The sequence below is a fragment of the Streptomyces sp. SAI-127 genome (assembly GCF_029894425.1).
Classification (GTDB): Bacteria; Actinomycetota; Actinomycetes; order Streptomycetales; family Streptomycetaceae; genus Streptomyces.
Genome location: NZ_JARXYJ010000001.1, coordinates 7855098 through 7871461, shown reverse-complemented (window position 1 = coordinate 7871461; position 16364 = coordinate 7855098). Strand labels below are relative to the sequence as shown.

Genomic DNA, 16364 nt, shown 5'->3' with positions numbered 1-16364 from the left:
TTGCGTACGGCGGTCGACGCCGGGTCCCTCTCAGAAGGGGCCCGGCGTCGCTGCGACATCGGGGAAGACGTACTCCTGCCACTCCTCCGGTGCCACGCGGATCTCCCGGAGCAGCTGGGAGAACAACGGCGCGTCGAAGAGCACGCCGCTGTAGTCGGCCGGGATGCGTACCTGGTTGATCACCGCGGTCGGTGTGCCCGGGCCTTTGGGCTCCGCGCTGCCACCGGCGCTCTCATAGGCCTTCTCGGACGCCTCCACGAAGGCCTGGTACTTCATGTCCTGCACCGCCGAGTCGAAGGCCGGGCCCCGCAAACCGTCGACCCGCTCGGCGAGTTCGAGCAGACGGTCGTCGGTGAAGCCGTCCTCGGCCTCCTCGGGCTGGTGGCGGTGGAGCACCTGGTGGTACTCCGCGAACCTGCCCTCCGCCAGTGCCGCCCGCAGTGCGTTGACCGCCTTCTTCGAGCCGCTGCCGCCGACCTTGTCGTCCAGGAAGGACGCCAGGGTGTACTCGGTCTTCGCCTCGCCCCGCACGGTCGCGTCCCTCAGCTCCGGGCCGGCGCCGGTGGACTGCCTTCCTGAGAACCGGCCCGCTGACCGCACCCCGCCAGCGCCGCTCCCAGAAGGGCCGCCGTGAGTGCCACGGCGACCCGCCCAAGGTCATGGGCACAGAAAACGCCCAGCAGTTCTGGCCGGGGTGCTCACTGTCGCCGGCGCAGCTCCCGGTACGTCGCCACCAGGGCCTTCGTGGACGCGTCCAGGCCCGGCACCTGGGCCCCCTCGGTGAGCGCGGGCTCGACGCGCTTGGCGAGGACCTTGCCGAGCTCGACGCCCCACTGGTCGAAGGAGTCGATGTGCCAGATCGCGCCCTGGACGAACACCTTGTGTTCGTAGAGCGCGATGAGCTGGCCGAGGACCGACGGGGTCAGCTCGGGGGCCAGGATCGTCGTCGTCGGGTGGTTGCCCTTGAACGTCTTGTGCGGGACCAGCTCCTCGGCCACCCCCTCCGCACGCACCTCGTCCGGAGTCTTGCCGAAGGCCAGCGCCTGGGTCTGGGCGAAGAAGTTCGCCATCAGCAGGTCGTGCTGCGCCCTGAGGGCGTCGGACAGCTCGGCGACCGGCCGGGCGAAGCCGATGAAGTCCGCCGGGATCACCTTCGTGCCCTGATGGATGAGCTGGTAGTAGGCGTGCTGCCCGTTGGTGCCCGGCGTGCCCCACACCACAGGGCCGGTCTGCCACTCCACGGGGTTGCCGTCACGGTCCACCGACTTGCCGTTGGACTCCATGTCCAGCTGCTGGAGATACGCGGTGAACTTCGACAGGTAGTGGGAGTACGGCAGCACGGCATGCGACTGGGCGTCGTGGAAGTTGCCGTACCAGATGCCCAACAGGCCAAGGAGCAAAGGGACGTTGGACTCGGCCGGGGCGGTGCGGAAGTGTTCGTCGACGAGGTGGAAGCCGTCGAGCATCTCGCGGAAGCGGTCGGGTCCGATGGCGATCATCAGCGACAGACCGATCGCCGAGTCGTAGGAGTAGCGGCCGCCGACCCAGTCCCAGAACTCGAACATGTTGGCCGTGTCGATGCCGAAGTCCGACACCTTCTCGGCGTTCGTCGACAGCGCCACGAAGTGCCGGGCGACCGCCTCCTGATCCGCCTTCAGCTCATCGAGCAGCCACGCGCGCGCCGAGGTGGCGTTGGTGATCGTCTCGATGGTGGTGAAGGTCTTCGAGGCGATGACGAACAGCGTCTCGGCCGCGTCCAGGTCGCGGGTGGCCTCGTGCAGGTCGGCGCCGTCGACGTTCGACACGAAGCGGACGGTGAGGTCGCGGTCGGTGAAGCCGCGCAGCACCTCGTAGGCCATCGCGGGGCCCAGGTCGGAGCCGCCGATGCCGATGTTGACGACGTTCTTGATGCGGCTGCCGGTGTGGCCGGTCCACTCGCCGGAGCGGACCCGGTTCGCGAAGTCGCTCATCTTGTCGAGCACGGCGTGCACGCCCGGTACGACGTTCTCCCCGTCGACCTCGATCACGGCGTCCCGCGGGGCGCGCAGCGCGGTGTGCAGCACGGCCCGGTTCTCGGTCGTGTTGATCTTCTCGCCGCGGAACATGGCGTCCCGCAGGCCGAAGACGTCGGTCGCGGCGGCGAGTTCGCGCAGCAGCCGCAGTGTCTCGTCGGTGACGAGGTGCTTGGAGTAGTCGACGTACAGGTCACCGACCCGCAGTGTGTACCCGGTGCCGCGTCCGGCATCGGCGGCGAACAGCTCCCTCAGCTGCACCTCGCCGAGCTCTTCGCGGTGTTCGGCCAGCGCGGTCCACTCGGGCGTCCGGTTGAGCCTGGTACGGCCGTCTGCGTTCATGTCCGACTTCAGCCTTCTTTCGTGCCTGTGCCAGCTGTTCCAACCTAGTTGATCAGCGTGGGGTACGAAGGTGAAGTGCTGCGATACCACAGCCGTCCGAAGCCGCCGCCCCCGGATGACAATCAGCGGGGTCGGCAGCCGTGAAACTGCTCCGGCCAGGCACCTCTCGGCGGCCGGCCGGTTGTCGTCTCTAGATCTCGCCCCTCAGTTTGGCGAGCGCCTCGGCGAGGATCGCCTCGCCGTCGGCGTCGCTGCGCCGCTCCCGTACGTACGCGAGATGCGTCTTGTACGGCTCGGTGCGCGGCGGGTCCGGCGGGTTGTCCCGGTCCTGTCCGGCGGGAAAGCCGCAGCGCGGGCAGTCCCAGGTATCGGGGACCTGCGCGTCGCTGGCGAAGCTGGGCTGCGTCTCGTGCCCGTTGGAGCACCAGAAGGAGATGCGCAGACGGGGCGCGGACTCGCCCCGCTCGGCTTCGCCCATCGGCCCCGCCCCGACCCGGCTACCTCGGATCGCGTTGCCACTTGCCACGGTCGTAACTCCCTGCGTGATGGTGCCGCGAAGCGAGTCGGCGTGTCGCTTCGTTGCGAGCGCCTCAGTCTACGTAAGGCCCAACGCGCGTCCAGTGATTGGAGTTACAGCCCCCACACCTAGACGCAAGCCCCATGATAGGCCGCGCTCAGCTGCGCGTACCGAACATGGGGCCTTACGTGCGGAATGTACGTGCTGTGTGTGGCGTCGCCGCTCAGCTGTTCGTCTTCATGAGGAGACCGAGCACGATGATGCACGCGAACCACAGCAGACCGACCACGATGGTGATCCGGTCGAGGTTGCGCTCGGCGACCGAAGAGCCGCCGACGGAGGACTGCATACCGCCACCGAACATGTCGGAGAGGCCGCCGCCCTTGCCCTTGTGCATGAGCACCAGCAGCATCATCAGGCCGCTGAAGACGATCAGGGCGATCGAGAACCCCATAACCACGGCTGGACCAACTCTCTCGGATTCGGATGAACAACGGGGGCACGGCCTTCAGGGCCATGCCCCCGCAAGGGTACGACGGATCCTCGCCAGGTCCTACTCACTGATCCCGGAAGCGCACGATCTTGACGAACTCCTCGGCATCGAGTGACGCACCGCCCACGAGCGCCCCGTCGATGTCGGCCTGCGCCATGATCTCGGCGACGTTGCCGGCCTTGACGGAGCCGCCGTACTGGATGCGGACCTGGTCGGCCAGCTCCTGCGAGTACAGCTCGGCGATCTTGCCGCGGATGGCGGCGCAGACCTCCTGGGCGTCCTCCGCTCCGCAGACCTTGCCGGTGCCGATGGCCCAGACCGGCTCGTAGGCGATGACGACCGACTCGGCCTGCTCGGCCGGGAGGTCCTTGAGGCCGCCCTCGACCTGGGCGAGGGTGTGGGAGACGTGGTTGCCCGCCTCGCGGACGTCCAGCTCCTCGCCGACGCACAGGATCGGCGTGAGACCGTGCTTGTAGGCGGCCTTGACCTTGGCGTTGACGATCTCGTCGGTCTCCGCGTGGTACTGACGGCGCTCGGAGTGGCCGATCGCCACATACGTGCACTTCAGCTTGGCCAGCATCGAGCCGGAGATCTCGCCGGTGTAGGCGCCCGAGTCGTGCGCCGAGAGGTCCTGGGCGCCGTACTTGATCTTGAGCTTGTCGCCGTCGACCAGGGTCTGCACGGAGCGCAGGTCGGTGAAGGGCGGCAGGACGGCGACCTCGACGGCCTCGTAGTCCTTGTCCGCGAGGGCGAAGGCGAGCTTCTGGACGTGGGCGATGGCCTCGAGGTGGTTGAGGTTCATCTTCCAGTTGCCCGCCATGATCGGCGTGCGCGTGCTCATGTAGGTCAGTCCTCCAGTGCGGCGAGGCCGGGGAGCGTCTTGCCCTCGAGGTATTCGAGGGAGGCGCCGCCACCGGTCGAGATGTGGCCGAATGCGTTCTCGTCGAAGCCCAGGGTGCGGACGGCCGCGGCGGAGTCGCCACCGCCGACCACCGTGAAGGCCGGGGAGTCGAGGAGAGCCTGGGCGACCGCCTTGGTGCCCTCGGCGAATTCGGGGTGTTCGAAGACGCCCATGGGGCCGTTCCAGAAGACGGTGGCGGCGTCGGTGATCTTCGAGGCGTACAGCTTGCCGGACGCCGGGCCGATGTCCAGGCCCATCCGGTCGGCGGGGATCGCGTCGGCGGCGACGGTGGTGGAGTCGGCCGGGGCCTTGGTCTTCAGGTCCGGGAACGCGGGGGCGACCACCGCGTCGACCGGCAGGACCAGCTCGACGCCGGTCTTCTCGGCGCGCTCGATGTACTCCAGAACCGCCGGGATCTGGTCCTCCTGGAGGAGGGACGCGCCTACCTCGTGGCCCTTGGCCTTGAGGAAGGTGAAGGCCATGCCCCCGCCGATGAGGATGCGGTCGGCCTTGCCGAGCAGCTGGTCGATGACGGCGAGTTTGTCGGAGACCTTGGCGCCGCCGAGCACGACCACGTAGGGGCGCTGGACGTCGTCGGTGAGCTTCTTCAGGACGCCGACCTCGGTGGCGATGAGGTGGCCCGCGTAGTGCGGCAGCCGGGCCGGGAGGTCGAACACCGAGGCGTGCTTGCGGTGGACCGCGCCGAAGCCGTCGCCGACGTAGACGTCGGCGAGGGCGGCGAGCTGGTCCGCGAAGGCGCCGCGCTCGGCGTCGTCCTTGGAGGTCTCGCCGGCGTTGAAGCGGAGGTTCTCGACGACCGCTACCTGGCCGTCGGCGAGGCCCGCGACCGTGGCGGTGGCCGACTCGCCCACCGTGTCGGTCGCGAACTCCACGGGGGCGTCCAGGAGTTCACCGAGGCGGGCGGCCGCCGGTGCGAGGGAGAAGGCCGGGTCCGGGGCGCCCTTGGGGCGGCCCAGGTGCGAGGCGACGACCACGCGGGCGCCCGCGTCGGCAAGGGCCTTCACGGTCGGCAGAACGGCTCGGATACGGCCGTCGTCGGTGATGGTGGTGCCGGACAGCGGCACGTTGAGGTCGGCGCGGACGAAGACCCGCTTGCCGGCCACGCCTTCGGCGAGGAGTTCGTCGATCGTCTTCATGAAGGGGACTCCTGAGGAGGGCTCTGGATCGTATGAGAGCTGATCACGTGAGTGAGGGCTCGGGCAACGCGTCCTCACGCTGCCCGAGCCCTGCTCACACACCTAGGTGTCTGATCGGTCGATCAGAGCTGGTTGCCGACGAAGACCGTGAGGTCGACGAGGCGGTTGGAGTAGCCCCACTCGTTGTCGTACCAGCCGAGGATCTTCACCGAGTTGCCCTCCTGGACCATGGTCAGGGAGGAGTCGAAGGTGCAGGAGGCCGGGTCGCTGACGATGTCCGAGGAGACGATCGGGTCCTCGGTGTACGACAGGTAGCCCTTGAGGTCGCCGTCCTCGGAGGCCTTCTTGAACGCGGCGTTGACCTCGTCCTTGGTGACCTCGCGCTGCAGCGTCACGACCAGGTCGGTGGCCGAGCCGGTGGGGACCGGGACGCGCATCGCAATGCCGTCCAGCTTGCCCTTGAGCTGCGGGAGGACCAGCGCGGTGGCCTTGGCGGCGCCCGTGGTGGTCGGGATGATGTTCTCGGCGGCGGCGCGGGCGCGACGCAGGTCCGAGTGCGGGAAGTCCAGGATGCGCTGGTCGTTGGTGTACGCGTGGACCGTCGTCATCAGACCCTTGACGATGCCGAAGTTCTCGTCCAGAACCTTGGCCATCGGCGCCACACAGTTGGTGGTGCAGGAGGCGTTGGAGATGACGTGGTGGTTGGCCGCGTCGTACTTGTCCTGGTTGACGCCCATCACGATGGTGATGTCCTCGTCCTTGGCCGGAGCCGAGATGAGGACCTTCTTGGCGCCGCCCGCGATGTGCTTCTCGGCGTCGGCCTTCTTCGTGAAGATGCCGGTCGACTCGACGACGATGTCGACGCCCAGCTCGCCCCACGGGATGTCGGCCGGGTTGCGCTCGGACAGCACCTTGATGGTGTGACCGTCGACGGTGATCGTGTCGGCGGTGTGCGACACCTCGGCCTTGAGGCGGCCCAGGATGGTGTCGTACTTCAGCAGGTGCGCGGTGGTCGCGGTGTCACCCAGGTCGTTGACAGCCACGATCTCGATGTCAGCACCCTGCTCCAGCAGCGCGCGGAAGTAGTTACGACCGATGCGGCCAAAGCCGTTGATGCCTACGCGGATCGTCACGAACCGATCTCCTCGTTGGTACGCCGGTTGTGAGACCGGCGAGCTGTATGGGATGTCCCCGACCACCCCCGACCCTACCTCCCTGAGCCCGGCGGGGTGACATCGAGATGCCCCATACACGGCAGGGCGGTCCGTACCAGCCAGTAGGGGTACGGACCGCCCCGGACCGAGATCTCCGGTCACCCGAAATGACTACGTCGAGTCACGCCGGGTTCACCCGCCGATGGCCGCGAGCGCCTTGGCGAGAACGGCCTTGCGGTCGGCCGCCGCGGTGACGTGCTCCAGGCCGAAGCCCAGCAGCACGGTGTCGTCCGTGGTGACCGCTCCGTAGGTCTTGAACAGCTCTCCGGCGCGCCCCCAGTCCTTCACGACCGCGGGGCTGCCCGCGGGCGGCCCGGGCACGCTCCACGCGCCGAGCGAGGTCTCGAAGCCCTCTGTCTCGACGGCCTGGCCGCCGACGACGACGGAGGTGTTGTCGACGAGGACGCCGCGACCGCCGGACCCGGGGTCGGTGATGTAGCTGAAGGACACCTCGACCTTCTTGCCCGCGTACGCGGAGAGGTCGAAGGAGACCTCCTGCCAGCCGGCCGAGGCCCCGGTGAGGCTGTTCCACTGACCGCTGGTGCCGGAGGCCGTGCAGCCGTCGGCGCCCAGGGTCAGATACCGCTTCAGAGCGGGGTGGGCCGCGATGAAGTACCCGGCACCGCACTCCTCGGGCACGGCGGTGCCGGTGGCGCCGCCCTTCTCGGGGAGCGTGGTCCAGTCGTCCGCCCCGGCGGTGTGCGCCTCCAGGACGGCGTGGTCGTAGCCCTCCTCGGTGTCCCACAGCATCCGGGTGCGCAGCGTGGGCGCCTGCGCGGCGGTCACCTGGGTGAGGTCGACGGTGCGGGTGAGGCGGTTCCAGGCGTAGTCGCTGTGCGTGACGGCCGCCATGGAGGTGCCCTCGTACGGTCCGTACGGGTTGGGCGTGCCGGGGTAGGTGCCGGCTCCCGCGCTCGCGAACTGCGGGAAGGTCGCCACGGGCAGGTTGTCCGAGGTGACGCTGAAGGATCCGGCCGCGTCCAGCGGGTTGCCGGGGGCGGCCCCTAGGCTCGCGCCGGCTCCGGCGAGTCTGCCGGTGCCCTGGAAGGCCGTGGCGCCCGGCAGGGTCGTACGGGTGTAGGCGCCCAGGTAGTACTGGCTGAAGTCGTTCGACAGGGTGCCGCCGCCCAGGTCGACGTTGCCGCCGGCCCGCTCGCCCGCCTCGATCAGCTTGCCGCCCTCGTTCAGGAAGGCGCGCAGCTGGAGCTGGGTGGGGTTGCCCGGGACGGTCGCGCCCGTGTAGTGGACGACGGTCTTGAAGTGGTCCAGCACGCCGAGCGCGTCGGGCGCGCCCTGCGTGGCGACGTTCCAGACGATCGCCCTGCGGCCGGCCGCCGTGAGGGCGTCCACGTAGGTCTGCGCCTGTGCGGCGGTCGCGCCCTCCTCTGCGACCACGAGCACGTCCGCGCGCGGCCGCTCGGCCACCGTGTAGGTGAAGTGCGCGCTGGAGCCGGTCTTTCCGCTCTTCGTCCGGCCGGTGAACCAGACCTCGACCTTGTCGCCCGGATCGCCGTCGGCGACCTTGGCGCGGTACTCGTCGAAGTAGAGGTTGTCCTCACCGCCGTACGTCTCGCCGCCCTTCCAGGCCTTGAGCGCCGCGTCCTTCGTACGGCCGCCGTTGACGCGGTACTTGAGCTCCTTGTCGCGCACGGACCTGCGTGCGACGACGGAGACCTCCTGGTCCGCACCGCGCGAGTAGGACGTGGTGAACGGCTTCGGGGTGAAGTCGGCGGCCTTCAGACCGAGCGACGACTTCGGCTGGTCGGGCCTGGCCGCGGACTCGGCGACGGAGAGCGCGAACGGGATGTTCTTCTCGAACTCCTGCTGGATCAGCTTCTCGTCGTCCGGGAAGTTGAAGACCGACTGGCAGTCCGCCGCGTTCCACTGGTCGTTCGGGTCGAGGTCCGAGGCGGTCTGGCAGGTCGACATCTCGGGGGTGTACATCGCCAGGCCGTTGACGTTCGACGCGTGGCCGTCCGCCTCGCCGTTGGTTGTGTACAGCTCCGAGGAGACCTGCGGACGGTAGCCGGGGATCGCGGAGTTGTCCGGGGTGCCGGCGAGCGCCTTGTACATGATGTCGTCGGGCGTGTCGGTGGCCACCTGCCAGCCGACGCCGTAGAGGAGGAGTTCTGCGGCGGAGTGGTAGTTGATGCCGTACGTGAAGCCGATCCGCTTCTCGAAGGCGTCCAGCGCCTTGGTCTCGGGCTCCGAGGAGGGGGCCGTGCCGCGGTAGGTCTCACTGGTGGGGTTGGGGGACGAACCCTCGTTGTCGTAGCCCCACTTGTAGGAGAAGTTGCGGTTGAGGTCGACGCCGTCGCCGACGCCGATGGTGCCGTCGCCGTTGTTGTCGTGCAGGTTCTTGCGCCACAGGCGGTTGTCGTCGCTCTGGAAGGTGTGGTCGTAGCCGTCGGGGTTGGCCGACAGGACGAACCACAGCTCGGTGGAGTCGACGATCTTCTTGACGCGCTTGTCGCTCTTGTAGTTGTCGACGTAGTGGTGGAGCAGCCGGCGGGTCATCTCCGGCGTGATCCACTCGCGCGCGTGCTGGTTGGACAGGTAGAGGACGGAGGGTTTGGCGCCGTCCTTGGACTTCTTCGCGTTCTTGGTCAGTTTGAGCGCGAGGATGTCCTGGCCGTTCACGGTCTTGCCGATGGAGACGACCTTGGTGAGGCCGGGGTTGGCCCGGGCGGTCGCGAGGATCTCCTCCTGGAGGCCGCCGCTTCCGCTGTACGGCCGGAACACGCCCTCGGCGGCCTTGTCCACGCGGGCCTCGGCCCTGGCGGTCAGGGTGTGCTCGGTGAGCTCGACGCCCTGCCCTTCGAGCTTCTGGGCCTGCTGGTCGGTGAGGTAGACCTCGACCGTCGCGGTGCCCTTCGCGGGCACCTGCTCGCTCAGTTCGTGGCCGTCCTGCCCGGCCGCCAGCAGCAGGGGTACCTGCCCGCTGGTCACCTCGGCGCGGAAGACCTTGACTTCGTTCGGATCAGGAGAACTGGCGCTCTCCGCGGCCTGGGCGACGGGCGCGATGCCCGCGCCGCCGAGCAGGAGCGCGCCAACGGCGAGGATCGGTCTCGCTCTTCGTCTCATGAGCCCCCCTTGCGGTGGTCCGCCACAGCAGCGAACAGATGCCAGGCTCATGACAGTTGATGATCCAGTCAAGGGTGCCTCACGAATACGCAGACGCCGGTGCCGACGTCCCAAGTGGGCGTCGGCACCGGCGTGGTGAGTGAGGGTCAGGCCAGGTTGTCGGCCATCTCCTCGGTGATGCTGGACTCCGTGCCCGGGATGCCGAGGTCGGAGGCGCGCTTGTCGGCCATGGCCAGCAGGCGGCGGATACGGCCGGCGACGGCGTCCTTGGTCAGCGGCGGGTCGGCGAGCGCGCCCAGTTCCTCCAGGGAGGCCTGCTTGTGGTCCATGCGCAGCCGCCCGGCGGCGGCGAGATGCTCGGGCACGTCGTCGGCGAGGATCTCCAGCGCGCGCTGGACCCGGGCACCGGCGGCGACGGCCGCACGCGCCGAGCGGCGCAGGTTGGCGTCGTCGAAGTTGGCGAGACGGTTCGCCGTGGCCCGCACCTCGCGGCGCATCCGGCGCTCCTCCCAGGCGAGCACCGACTCGTGGGCGCCCAGCCGGGTGAGCAGGGCACCGATCGCGTCACCGTCCCGGACGACCACGCGGTCCACGCCGCGGACCTCGCGGGCCTTGGCGGCGATCGAGAGGCGGCGGGCGGCGCCGACCAGGGCGAGCGCGGCCTCGGGGCCCGGGCAGGTCACCTCCAGGGAGGAGGAGCGGCCGGGCTCGGTGAGCGAGCCGTGCGCCAGGAAGGCTCCGCGCCAGGCTGCCTCGGCGTCACAGGTGGCACCGGAGACGACCTGCGGGGGCAGCCCCCGGATCGGGCGGCCCCGGCCGTCGACCAGGCCGGTCTGACGGGCCAGCTGGTCACCGCCGGCGACGACCCGGACGACGTAACGCGAACCGCGGCGCAGTCCGCCCGGTGCCATCACGATCAGTTCGGAGCTGTGGCCGAAGATCTCCAGGATGTCCCGCTTGAGTCTGCGGGCCGCCATCGCGGTGTCCAGCTCCGCCTCGATCACAATGCGCCCGCTCACCAGGTGGAGGCCGCCGGCGAACCGCAGGATGGCGGAGACCTCCGCCTTTCTGCAGCAGGTCCGGGTGACGGGGAGCCGGGAGATCTCGTCCTTCACCGCTGCCGTCATCGCCATGGGCCGATCCTTCCATGCATCCGAAAAATACGGTCGTACGCGGCGGCCAACAGCTCCGGGTCGTGCCTCGGGGTCCCGTCGGGCCGGGCCACCGGCGCCAGCTCGACCGCGGCGCCGAACCGCTTGGCGGCATCGGTCAGGGAATCGCGGTCGGGCACGGCGGCCTGGTCGGCCAGCACCACGTCCAGGGCGAGTTTAGGGGCGTGTCGTCCCAAAACCTCCAAATGACGCTGCGGGGAGAAGCCATCGGTTTCTCCCGGCTGCGGTGCGAGGTTCAGGGAGAGTACCCGGCGCGCCTTCGTCTGGGTGAGGGCGTCCAGAAGTTCGGGCACCAGCAGATGCGGGATGACCGAGGAGAACCACGAGCCGGGTCCGAGGACCACCCAGTCCGCGTCCCGGACCGCCTCCACCGCCTCGGGGACCGCGGGCGGGTCGTGCGGCACGACGTGCACCGACTGCACCTCGCCCGGGGTCAGGGCCACGGTCGCCTGTCCGCGTACGGTCTCCACGTCCTCGGGCCGGTCCGGGTCGTGCCCCTTGACCAGGGCCTGGAGCTCCAGGGGTACGGCGGACATGGGCAGCACCCGCCCATGCGCGCCGAGGAGTCTGCCGACCAGGTCGAGGGCCTGGACATGGTCGCCGAGCTGTTCCCACAGGGCGACGATGAGCAGGTTGCCCACCGCGTGTTCGTGCAGGTCGCCCTTGGACTGGAAGCGGTGCTGGATGACCCGGGCCCAGGTCTGGCCCCAGTCGTCGTCACCGCACAGCGCGGCCAGCGCCTTGCGCAGGTCGCCGGGCGGCAGGACGCCCAGCTCGTCACGCAGGCGCCCGCTGGAGCCGCCGTCGTCGGCGACGGTGACGACGGCGGTGAGGTCGCCGGTGATCCGGCGCAGTGCGGCGAGCGAGGCGGACAGGCCCATGCCACCGCCGAGCGCGACCACCTTGGGCTGGGCGCCGCGCCGGCGGGGTCTCGCACCCCGGGCCTCCACGGGCCGGGTGGCGCGCCCTTCGGGGACGACCCTGCGCAGCCTGCTCAGCCGCGGACTACGTGCGGTCATTCCCGTCCCATGTCCCGGTGTACGACCACCGTCTCCACACCCTCGGCCGCGAGGCGCGCGGCGAGCTTCTCCGACGTGGCGACCGAGCGGTGCTTGCCGCCGGTGCAGCCGATGGCGATGGTCACGTACCGCTTGCCCTCGCGGCGGTAGCCGGCCGCGATGAGGCGCAGCAGCTCGGCGTAGCGGTCGAGGAACTCCTTGGCGCCGGGCTGGTTGAAGACGTAGGCCGACACCTCCTCGTTGAGGCCGGTGAAGGGGCGCAGCTCCGGGACCCAGTGCGGGTTGGGCAGGAACCGCATGTCCGCGACCAGGTCGGCGTCGACCGGGAGGCCGTACTTGAAGCCGAAGGACATGACGGTGGCCCTGAGCTCGGGCTCCTCCTCGCCGGCGAACTGGGCGTCCATCTTCGCGCGCAGCTCGTGCACGTTGAGGCTGGAGGTGTCGATGACCAGGTCGGCGTCGCCGCGCAGCTCGCGCAGGAGCTCGCGCTCGGCGTCGATGCCGTCGACGATGCGGCCGTCGCCCTGGAGGGGGTGCGGGCGGCGCACGGACTCGAAGCGGCGCACCAGGGCCTCGTCGGAGGACTCCAGGAAGACGATCCGCCGGGTGACGTGCTTGGACGCCAGGTCGGCGAGGGACTCGCGGAGGTTGTCGAAGAAGCGGCGGCCGCGGACGTCGACGACCACGGCGATCCGCGCGACATTGCCCTGGGAGCGGGCGCCGAGCTCCACCATGGTGGGGATCAGCGCGGGAGGGAGGTTGTCGACGACGAACCAGCCGAGGTCCTCCAGACACTTCGCGGCGGTCGAGCGCCCGGCGCCGGACATCCCGGAGATGATCACCAGCTCGGGGATGGCCGCCTCGGGGACTCCGGCCGCGTCGGCGGGCGCGCCCGTACTCACCTGTGCGTCTTCTCCGCCCTGGTCCTGTTGTTCTTCGTGCTCGTTCACATTCATGTCTCCTGCCCCCGTCGTTCGTCCGGGGCACCCGCCGTCACGGGTTCCCCACCGGAACCCGTGGTGCCGGGTTCCTCCTCATCCATGATCTCTCCAGTCGCCGTGTTGACGGCGGGCGCGGCCGGGGCCGCCTGGGCGAGGGCCACGGCGATCGTCTCGGCCGTCTTGCGGCCTATGCCGGGGACCTCGCAGATCTGGTCGATGGTGGCGGATCGTAGTTTCTTCAAGGACCCGAAATGTTTCAGCAAGGCCTGCTTGCGCGTGTCCCCGAGGCCGGGGACGTCGTCGAGCGGGCTCGACCGGAAGCGCTGGGCCCGCTTGGTGCGCTGGTAGGTGATCGCGAAGCGGTGGGCCTCGTCACGGACCCGCTGCAGAAGGTACAGGCCTTCGCTGGTGCGGGGCAGCACGACCGGGTCGTCGTCGTCCGGCAGCCAGACCTCCTCCAGGCGCTTGGCGAGGCCGCAGACGGCGATGTCGTCGATGCCGAGCTCGTCCAGGGCCTTCTTGGCGGCGGCGACCTGGGGCTGTCCGCCGTCGACGACGACGAGCTGGGGCGGGTAGGCGAACTTCTTGGGGCGGCCGTCGTCGTCCTTGAGGCCGTTCTCGGCGGTGCCCTCCTCGGGAAGGTCGTCCACCCACTCCCCCGTCTTCTCCTTCTCGGCGAGGTAGCGCCGGAACCGGCGGGAGATCACCTCGTGCATGGACCGGACGTCATCCTGTCCGGCGAAGCCCTTGATCTGGAAGCGGCGGTACTCGCTCTTGCGCTGGAGTCCGTCCTCGAAGACGACCATGGACGCGACCACGTCGTCGCCCTGGAGGTGGGAGATGTCGTAGCACTCGATCCGCAGCGGCGCGCTGTCCAGGTCGAGGGCCTCGGCGATCTCCTCCAGGGCACGCGAGCGTGTGGTCAGGTCGGAGGCACGCTTGGTCTTGTGGAGGACGAGTGCCTGCTGGGCATTGCGCTGCACGGTCTCCATGAGGGCCTTCTTGTCGCCGCGCTGCGGGATGCGCAGGGAGACCCCCGAGCCGCGGCGCTCGGCCAGCCACTCCTGGACCGGCTCGACCGGGTCGGGCAGGGCCGGGACGAGGACCTCCTTGGGGACCGAGTCCCCCTTCTCCTCGCCGTAGAGCTGCTGGAGGGCGTGTTCGACGAGGGCGCCGGTGGTGATCTCCTCGACCTTGTCGGTCACCCAGCCGCGCTGGCCCCGGACCCGTCCGCCGCGCACGTGGAAGATCTGGACGGCGGCCTCCAGCTCGTCCTCGGCGACCGCGATCAGGTCGGCGTCGGTCGCGTCGGCGAGCACGACGGCGCTCTTCTCCATGGCCTTCTTCAGGGCCCCTATGTCGTCGCGCAGGCGGGCCGCCCGCTCGTACTCCATCTCCTCGGCCGCCTCCGTCATCTGCTGCTCGAGACGGCGGATGTAGGTGCCGGTGCGGCCGGCCATGAAGTCGCAGAAGTCCTCGGCCAGGTCGCGGTGTTCGTCGGCGGAGACACGGTCGACGCAGGGCGCCGAGCACTTGCCGATGTAGCCGAGGAGGCAGGGGCGGCCGGTGCGGGCGGCGTTCTTGAAGACGCCGGCGGAGCAGGTGCGGACCGGGAAGACGCGCAGGAGGAGGTCGACGGTGTCGCGGATCGCCCACGCGTGCCCGTAGGGCCCGAAGTACCTGACGCCCTTGCGTTTCTGGCCACGCATCACCTGCACGCGCGGGAATTCCTCGTTCATCGTCACCGCGAGGTACGGGTAGCTCTTGTCGTCGCGGTACTTGACGTTGAACCGGGGGTCGAACTCCTTGATCCAGGAGTACTCCAGCTGGAGGGCCTCGACCTCCGTGGACACCACCGTCCACTCCACGGACGCGGCCGTGGTCACCATCGTGCGGGTGCGGGGGTGCAGGCTCGCCAGGTCCTGGAAGTAGTTCGCCAGGCGCTGGCGCAGGCTTTTCGCCTTTCCGACGTAGATCACCCGGCGGTGCTCGTCGCGGAACCTGTACACCCCGGGAGAGTCCGGGATCTCCCCTGGTTTGGGGCGGTAGCTGGAGGGGTCGGCCATGTCTCACACCCTACTGGCGAGGGCTGACAGTCCGGTGAGCCCGTGGACAACGGCCCAGGTCTGTCCGGCGGATCCTGTGCGGAGCCCGACGGAGGCGGCCGGAGTGATCTCCGGCGGCACACGGCCACGCACCGGATCGGCCGCCGTCGGTGCCCGCCGAGGCGGCGGCCTTCCAGCGACTGTCCGGAGCCGGAGTCGGATCCCGGCCGCGGTGACGGGTCCGTGGACGACAGGGGCGCCCTTCCCTTCGTCCGCCGGACAGGTCCTAGCGGGACTCCAGGAACGTCAGCACGGCCAGCACCCGGCGGTGGTCGTCGGTGTCCTCCGTGAGGGCGAGTTTGCCGAGGATGCTGCGGACGTGTTTCTCGACGGTGCCCTCGGTGACCCACAGGCGGCGGCCGATGCCGGCGTTGGAGCGGCCCTCGGCCATCAGGGCGAGGACCTCGCGCTCGCGGGCGCTGAGCTGGGCAAGTGGGTCGTCGCGGCGCTGGGCGGAGAACAGCTCCTGCACCAGGGAGGGGTCGACCACCGAACCGCCCCGGTGGATGCGCTCCAGGGCCTCGATGAAATCGTCGACGACCGTGACCCGGCTCTTGAGGAGGTAGCCGACCTTGCGGCCGCTCGCCAGCAGCTCCAGGGCGTCCTCGACCTCGACGAACGCGGACAGGACGAGGATGCCGGTGTCGGGGTGGCGCTCACGGATGGTGCGGGCGGCCTTGAGGCCTTCCGTCGAGTGGTCCGGAGGCATCCTGATGTCGACGATCGCCAGTTCGGGGCGTTCCTCGTCGACCAGCTCCAGGAGCCGGACCGCGTCACCGGCCTGGCCCGCGACCTGGTATCCGACGCGCTCGCACAGACTGGCGAGACCCTCCCTGAGCAGGATGTCGTCGTCGGCGAGGACGACCCGTCCCCGTGCCGGCTGCTGCGCCGCGTCGTCCATGCCCCAGCCCCCCTCGCCCGGCCTGTGCGGTGCGTCGTCCAAGGTCGGAGCTCCCCCGGCCCCGCCCTCTGCCCGCGCCCCAACAGCCTGCCCCACCCTTGGGTTTCCGGCTAGCCGGAAGCGGAATTGGAGGCCTGCCGTGACGACATCAGGACGTGTCCGGGCCATTCTCGAACCAGTGCAGATGCAGTCCGACCGGCCGTCCCGGGCGAGGGACGGAAGGTCGCACGGCCGAAGGGTGCGGGACATGCGGCGGACACGGATCGAGAAGCAGCGGCGGCCGGTCCGGGCCCGTCGGTACCCGGACGAGACGAATGGCACGGTCGACGCCCTGGACCCGAGGGACCCGGACATCGTGCGTGCCAAGCGCCTGCAGACCGCACAGAACGGCGGAACCCACCGCCTCTAGAGCCGGACGGATGCCTCTCCGTCCGACAGGACCGCCCGGAGCGTACGCGACGTCACCCAGTTCAGGCTCCCCCACCTGGACGAACTCCCCGGCGTGC

General features: G+C 69.7%; 14 protein-coding genes. 1 reads left to right on the top strand and 13 read right to left on the bottom strand.

Annotated features, from left to right (window positions below; translation table 11 throughout):
• Positions 1 to 30 precede the first annotated feature (30 nt).
• From M2157_RS36140 to M2157_RS36080, 13 genes are all read right to left on the bottom strand, one after another.
• A complete protein-coding gene (locus M2157_RS36140; RefSeq protein WP_348541816.1) occupies positions 31 to 531 on the bottom strand; it encodes a thioredoxin domain-containing protein in 501 nt (166 codons plus the stop codon).
• Between the two features lie 167 nt (positions 532 to 698).
• On the bottom strand, positions 699 to 2354 hold the full coding sequence (gene pgi, locus M2157_RS36135) for a glucose-6-phosphate isomerase (protein WP_280867311.1): 1656 nt from the start codon (positions 2352 to 2354) through the stop codon (positions 699 to 701).
• Positions 2355 to 2544: 190 nt separating this feature from the next.
• Entirely contained in the window at positions 2545 to 2880 is a 336-nt protein-coding gene (locus M2157_RS36130; protein ID WP_003957010.1) for an RNA polymerase-binding protein RbpA, read from the bottom strand.
• Between the two features lie 214 nt (positions 2881 to 3094).
• On the bottom strand, positions 3095 to 3325 hold the full coding sequence (secG, locus tag M2157_RS36125) for a preprotein translocase subunit SecG (protein ID WP_020120079.1): 231 nt from the start codon (positions 3323 to 3325) through the stop codon (positions 3095 to 3097).
• A 103-nt stretch (positions 3326 to 3428) separates the two neighbouring features.
• Positions 3429 to 4205 carry a triose-phosphate isomerase gene (gene tpiA / locus M2157_RS36120; RefSeq protein WP_280856861.1) on the bottom strand — a complete coding sequence of 259 codons (777 nt, stop codon included), beginning with the start codon at positions 4203 to 4205 and terminating at the stop codon, positions 3429 to 3431.
• A 5-nt stretch (positions 4206 to 4210) separates the two neighbouring features.
• Entirely contained in the window at positions 4211 to 5422 is a 1212-nt protein-coding gene (locus M2157_RS36115) for a phosphoglycerate kinase (protein WP_280856862.1), read from the bottom strand.
• Positions 5423 to 5544: 122 nt separating this feature from the next.
• Positions 5545 to 6555, bottom strand: coding sequence for a type I glyceraldehyde-3-phosphate dehydrogenase (gene gap / locus M2157_RS36110; protein ID WP_057618359.1), 1011 nt, complete (start codon positions 6553 to 6555; stop codon positions 5545 to 5547).
• Between the two features lie 213 nt (positions 6556 to 6768).
• Positions 6769 to 9720, bottom strand: coding sequence for a M14 family metallopeptidase (locus M2157_RS36105; protein WP_280867310.1), 2952 nt, complete (start codon positions 9718 to 9720; stop codon positions 6769 to 6771).
• Positions 9721 to 9866: 146 nt separating this feature from the next.
• Positions 9867 to 10853: a DNA-binding protein WhiA gene (gene whiA, locus M2157_RS36100; RefSeq protein WP_280856864.1), complete on the bottom strand. Its 987-nt coding sequence runs from the start codon at positions 10851 to 10853 to the stop codon at positions 9867 to 9869.
• Positions 10844 to 11911, bottom strand: a complete 1068-nt coding sequence (gene yvcK / locus M2157_RS36095) for a uridine diphosphate-N-acetylglucosamine-binding protein YvcK (protein ID WP_280856865.1) — start codon at positions 11909 to 11911, stop codon at positions 10844 to 10846. Before yvcK ends, whiA begins: the two co-directional genes overlap by 10 nt.
• Positions 11908 to 12867 carry an RNase adapter RapZ gene (rapZ, locus tag M2157_RS36090; protein ID WP_280856866.1) on the bottom strand — a complete coding sequence of 320 codons (960 nt, stop codon included), beginning with the start codon at positions 12865 to 12867 and terminating at the stop codon, positions 11908 to 11910. Before rapZ ends, yvcK begins: the two co-directional genes overlap by 4 nt.
• Positions 12864 to 14918: an excinuclease ABC subunit UvrC gene (gene uvrC / locus M2157_RS36085; protein WP_280867309.1), complete on the bottom strand. Its 2055-nt coding sequence runs from the start codon at positions 14916 to 14918 to the stop codon at positions 12864 to 12866. The genes rapZ and uvrC overlap by 4 nt, the downstream gene beginning before the upstream one ends.
• 265 nt (positions 14919 to 15183) lie before the next feature.
• Positions 15184 to 15858 carry a response regulator transcription factor gene (locus tag M2157_RS36080; RefSeq protein ID WP_280856868.1) on the bottom strand — a complete coding sequence of 225 codons (675 nt, stop codon included), beginning with the start codon at positions 15856 to 15858 and terminating at the stop codon, positions 15184 to 15186.
• A 247-nt stretch (positions 15859 to 16105) separates the two neighbouring features.
• Between M2157_RS36080 and M2157_RS36075 the strand changes: the two genes are divergently transcribed.
• Positions 16106 to 16267, top strand: coding sequence for a hypothetical protein (locus tag M2157_RS36075; protein ID WP_280856869.1), 162 nt, complete (start codon positions 16106 to 16108; stop codon positions 16265 to 16267).
• Positions 16268 to 16364 lie beyond the last annotated feature (97 nt).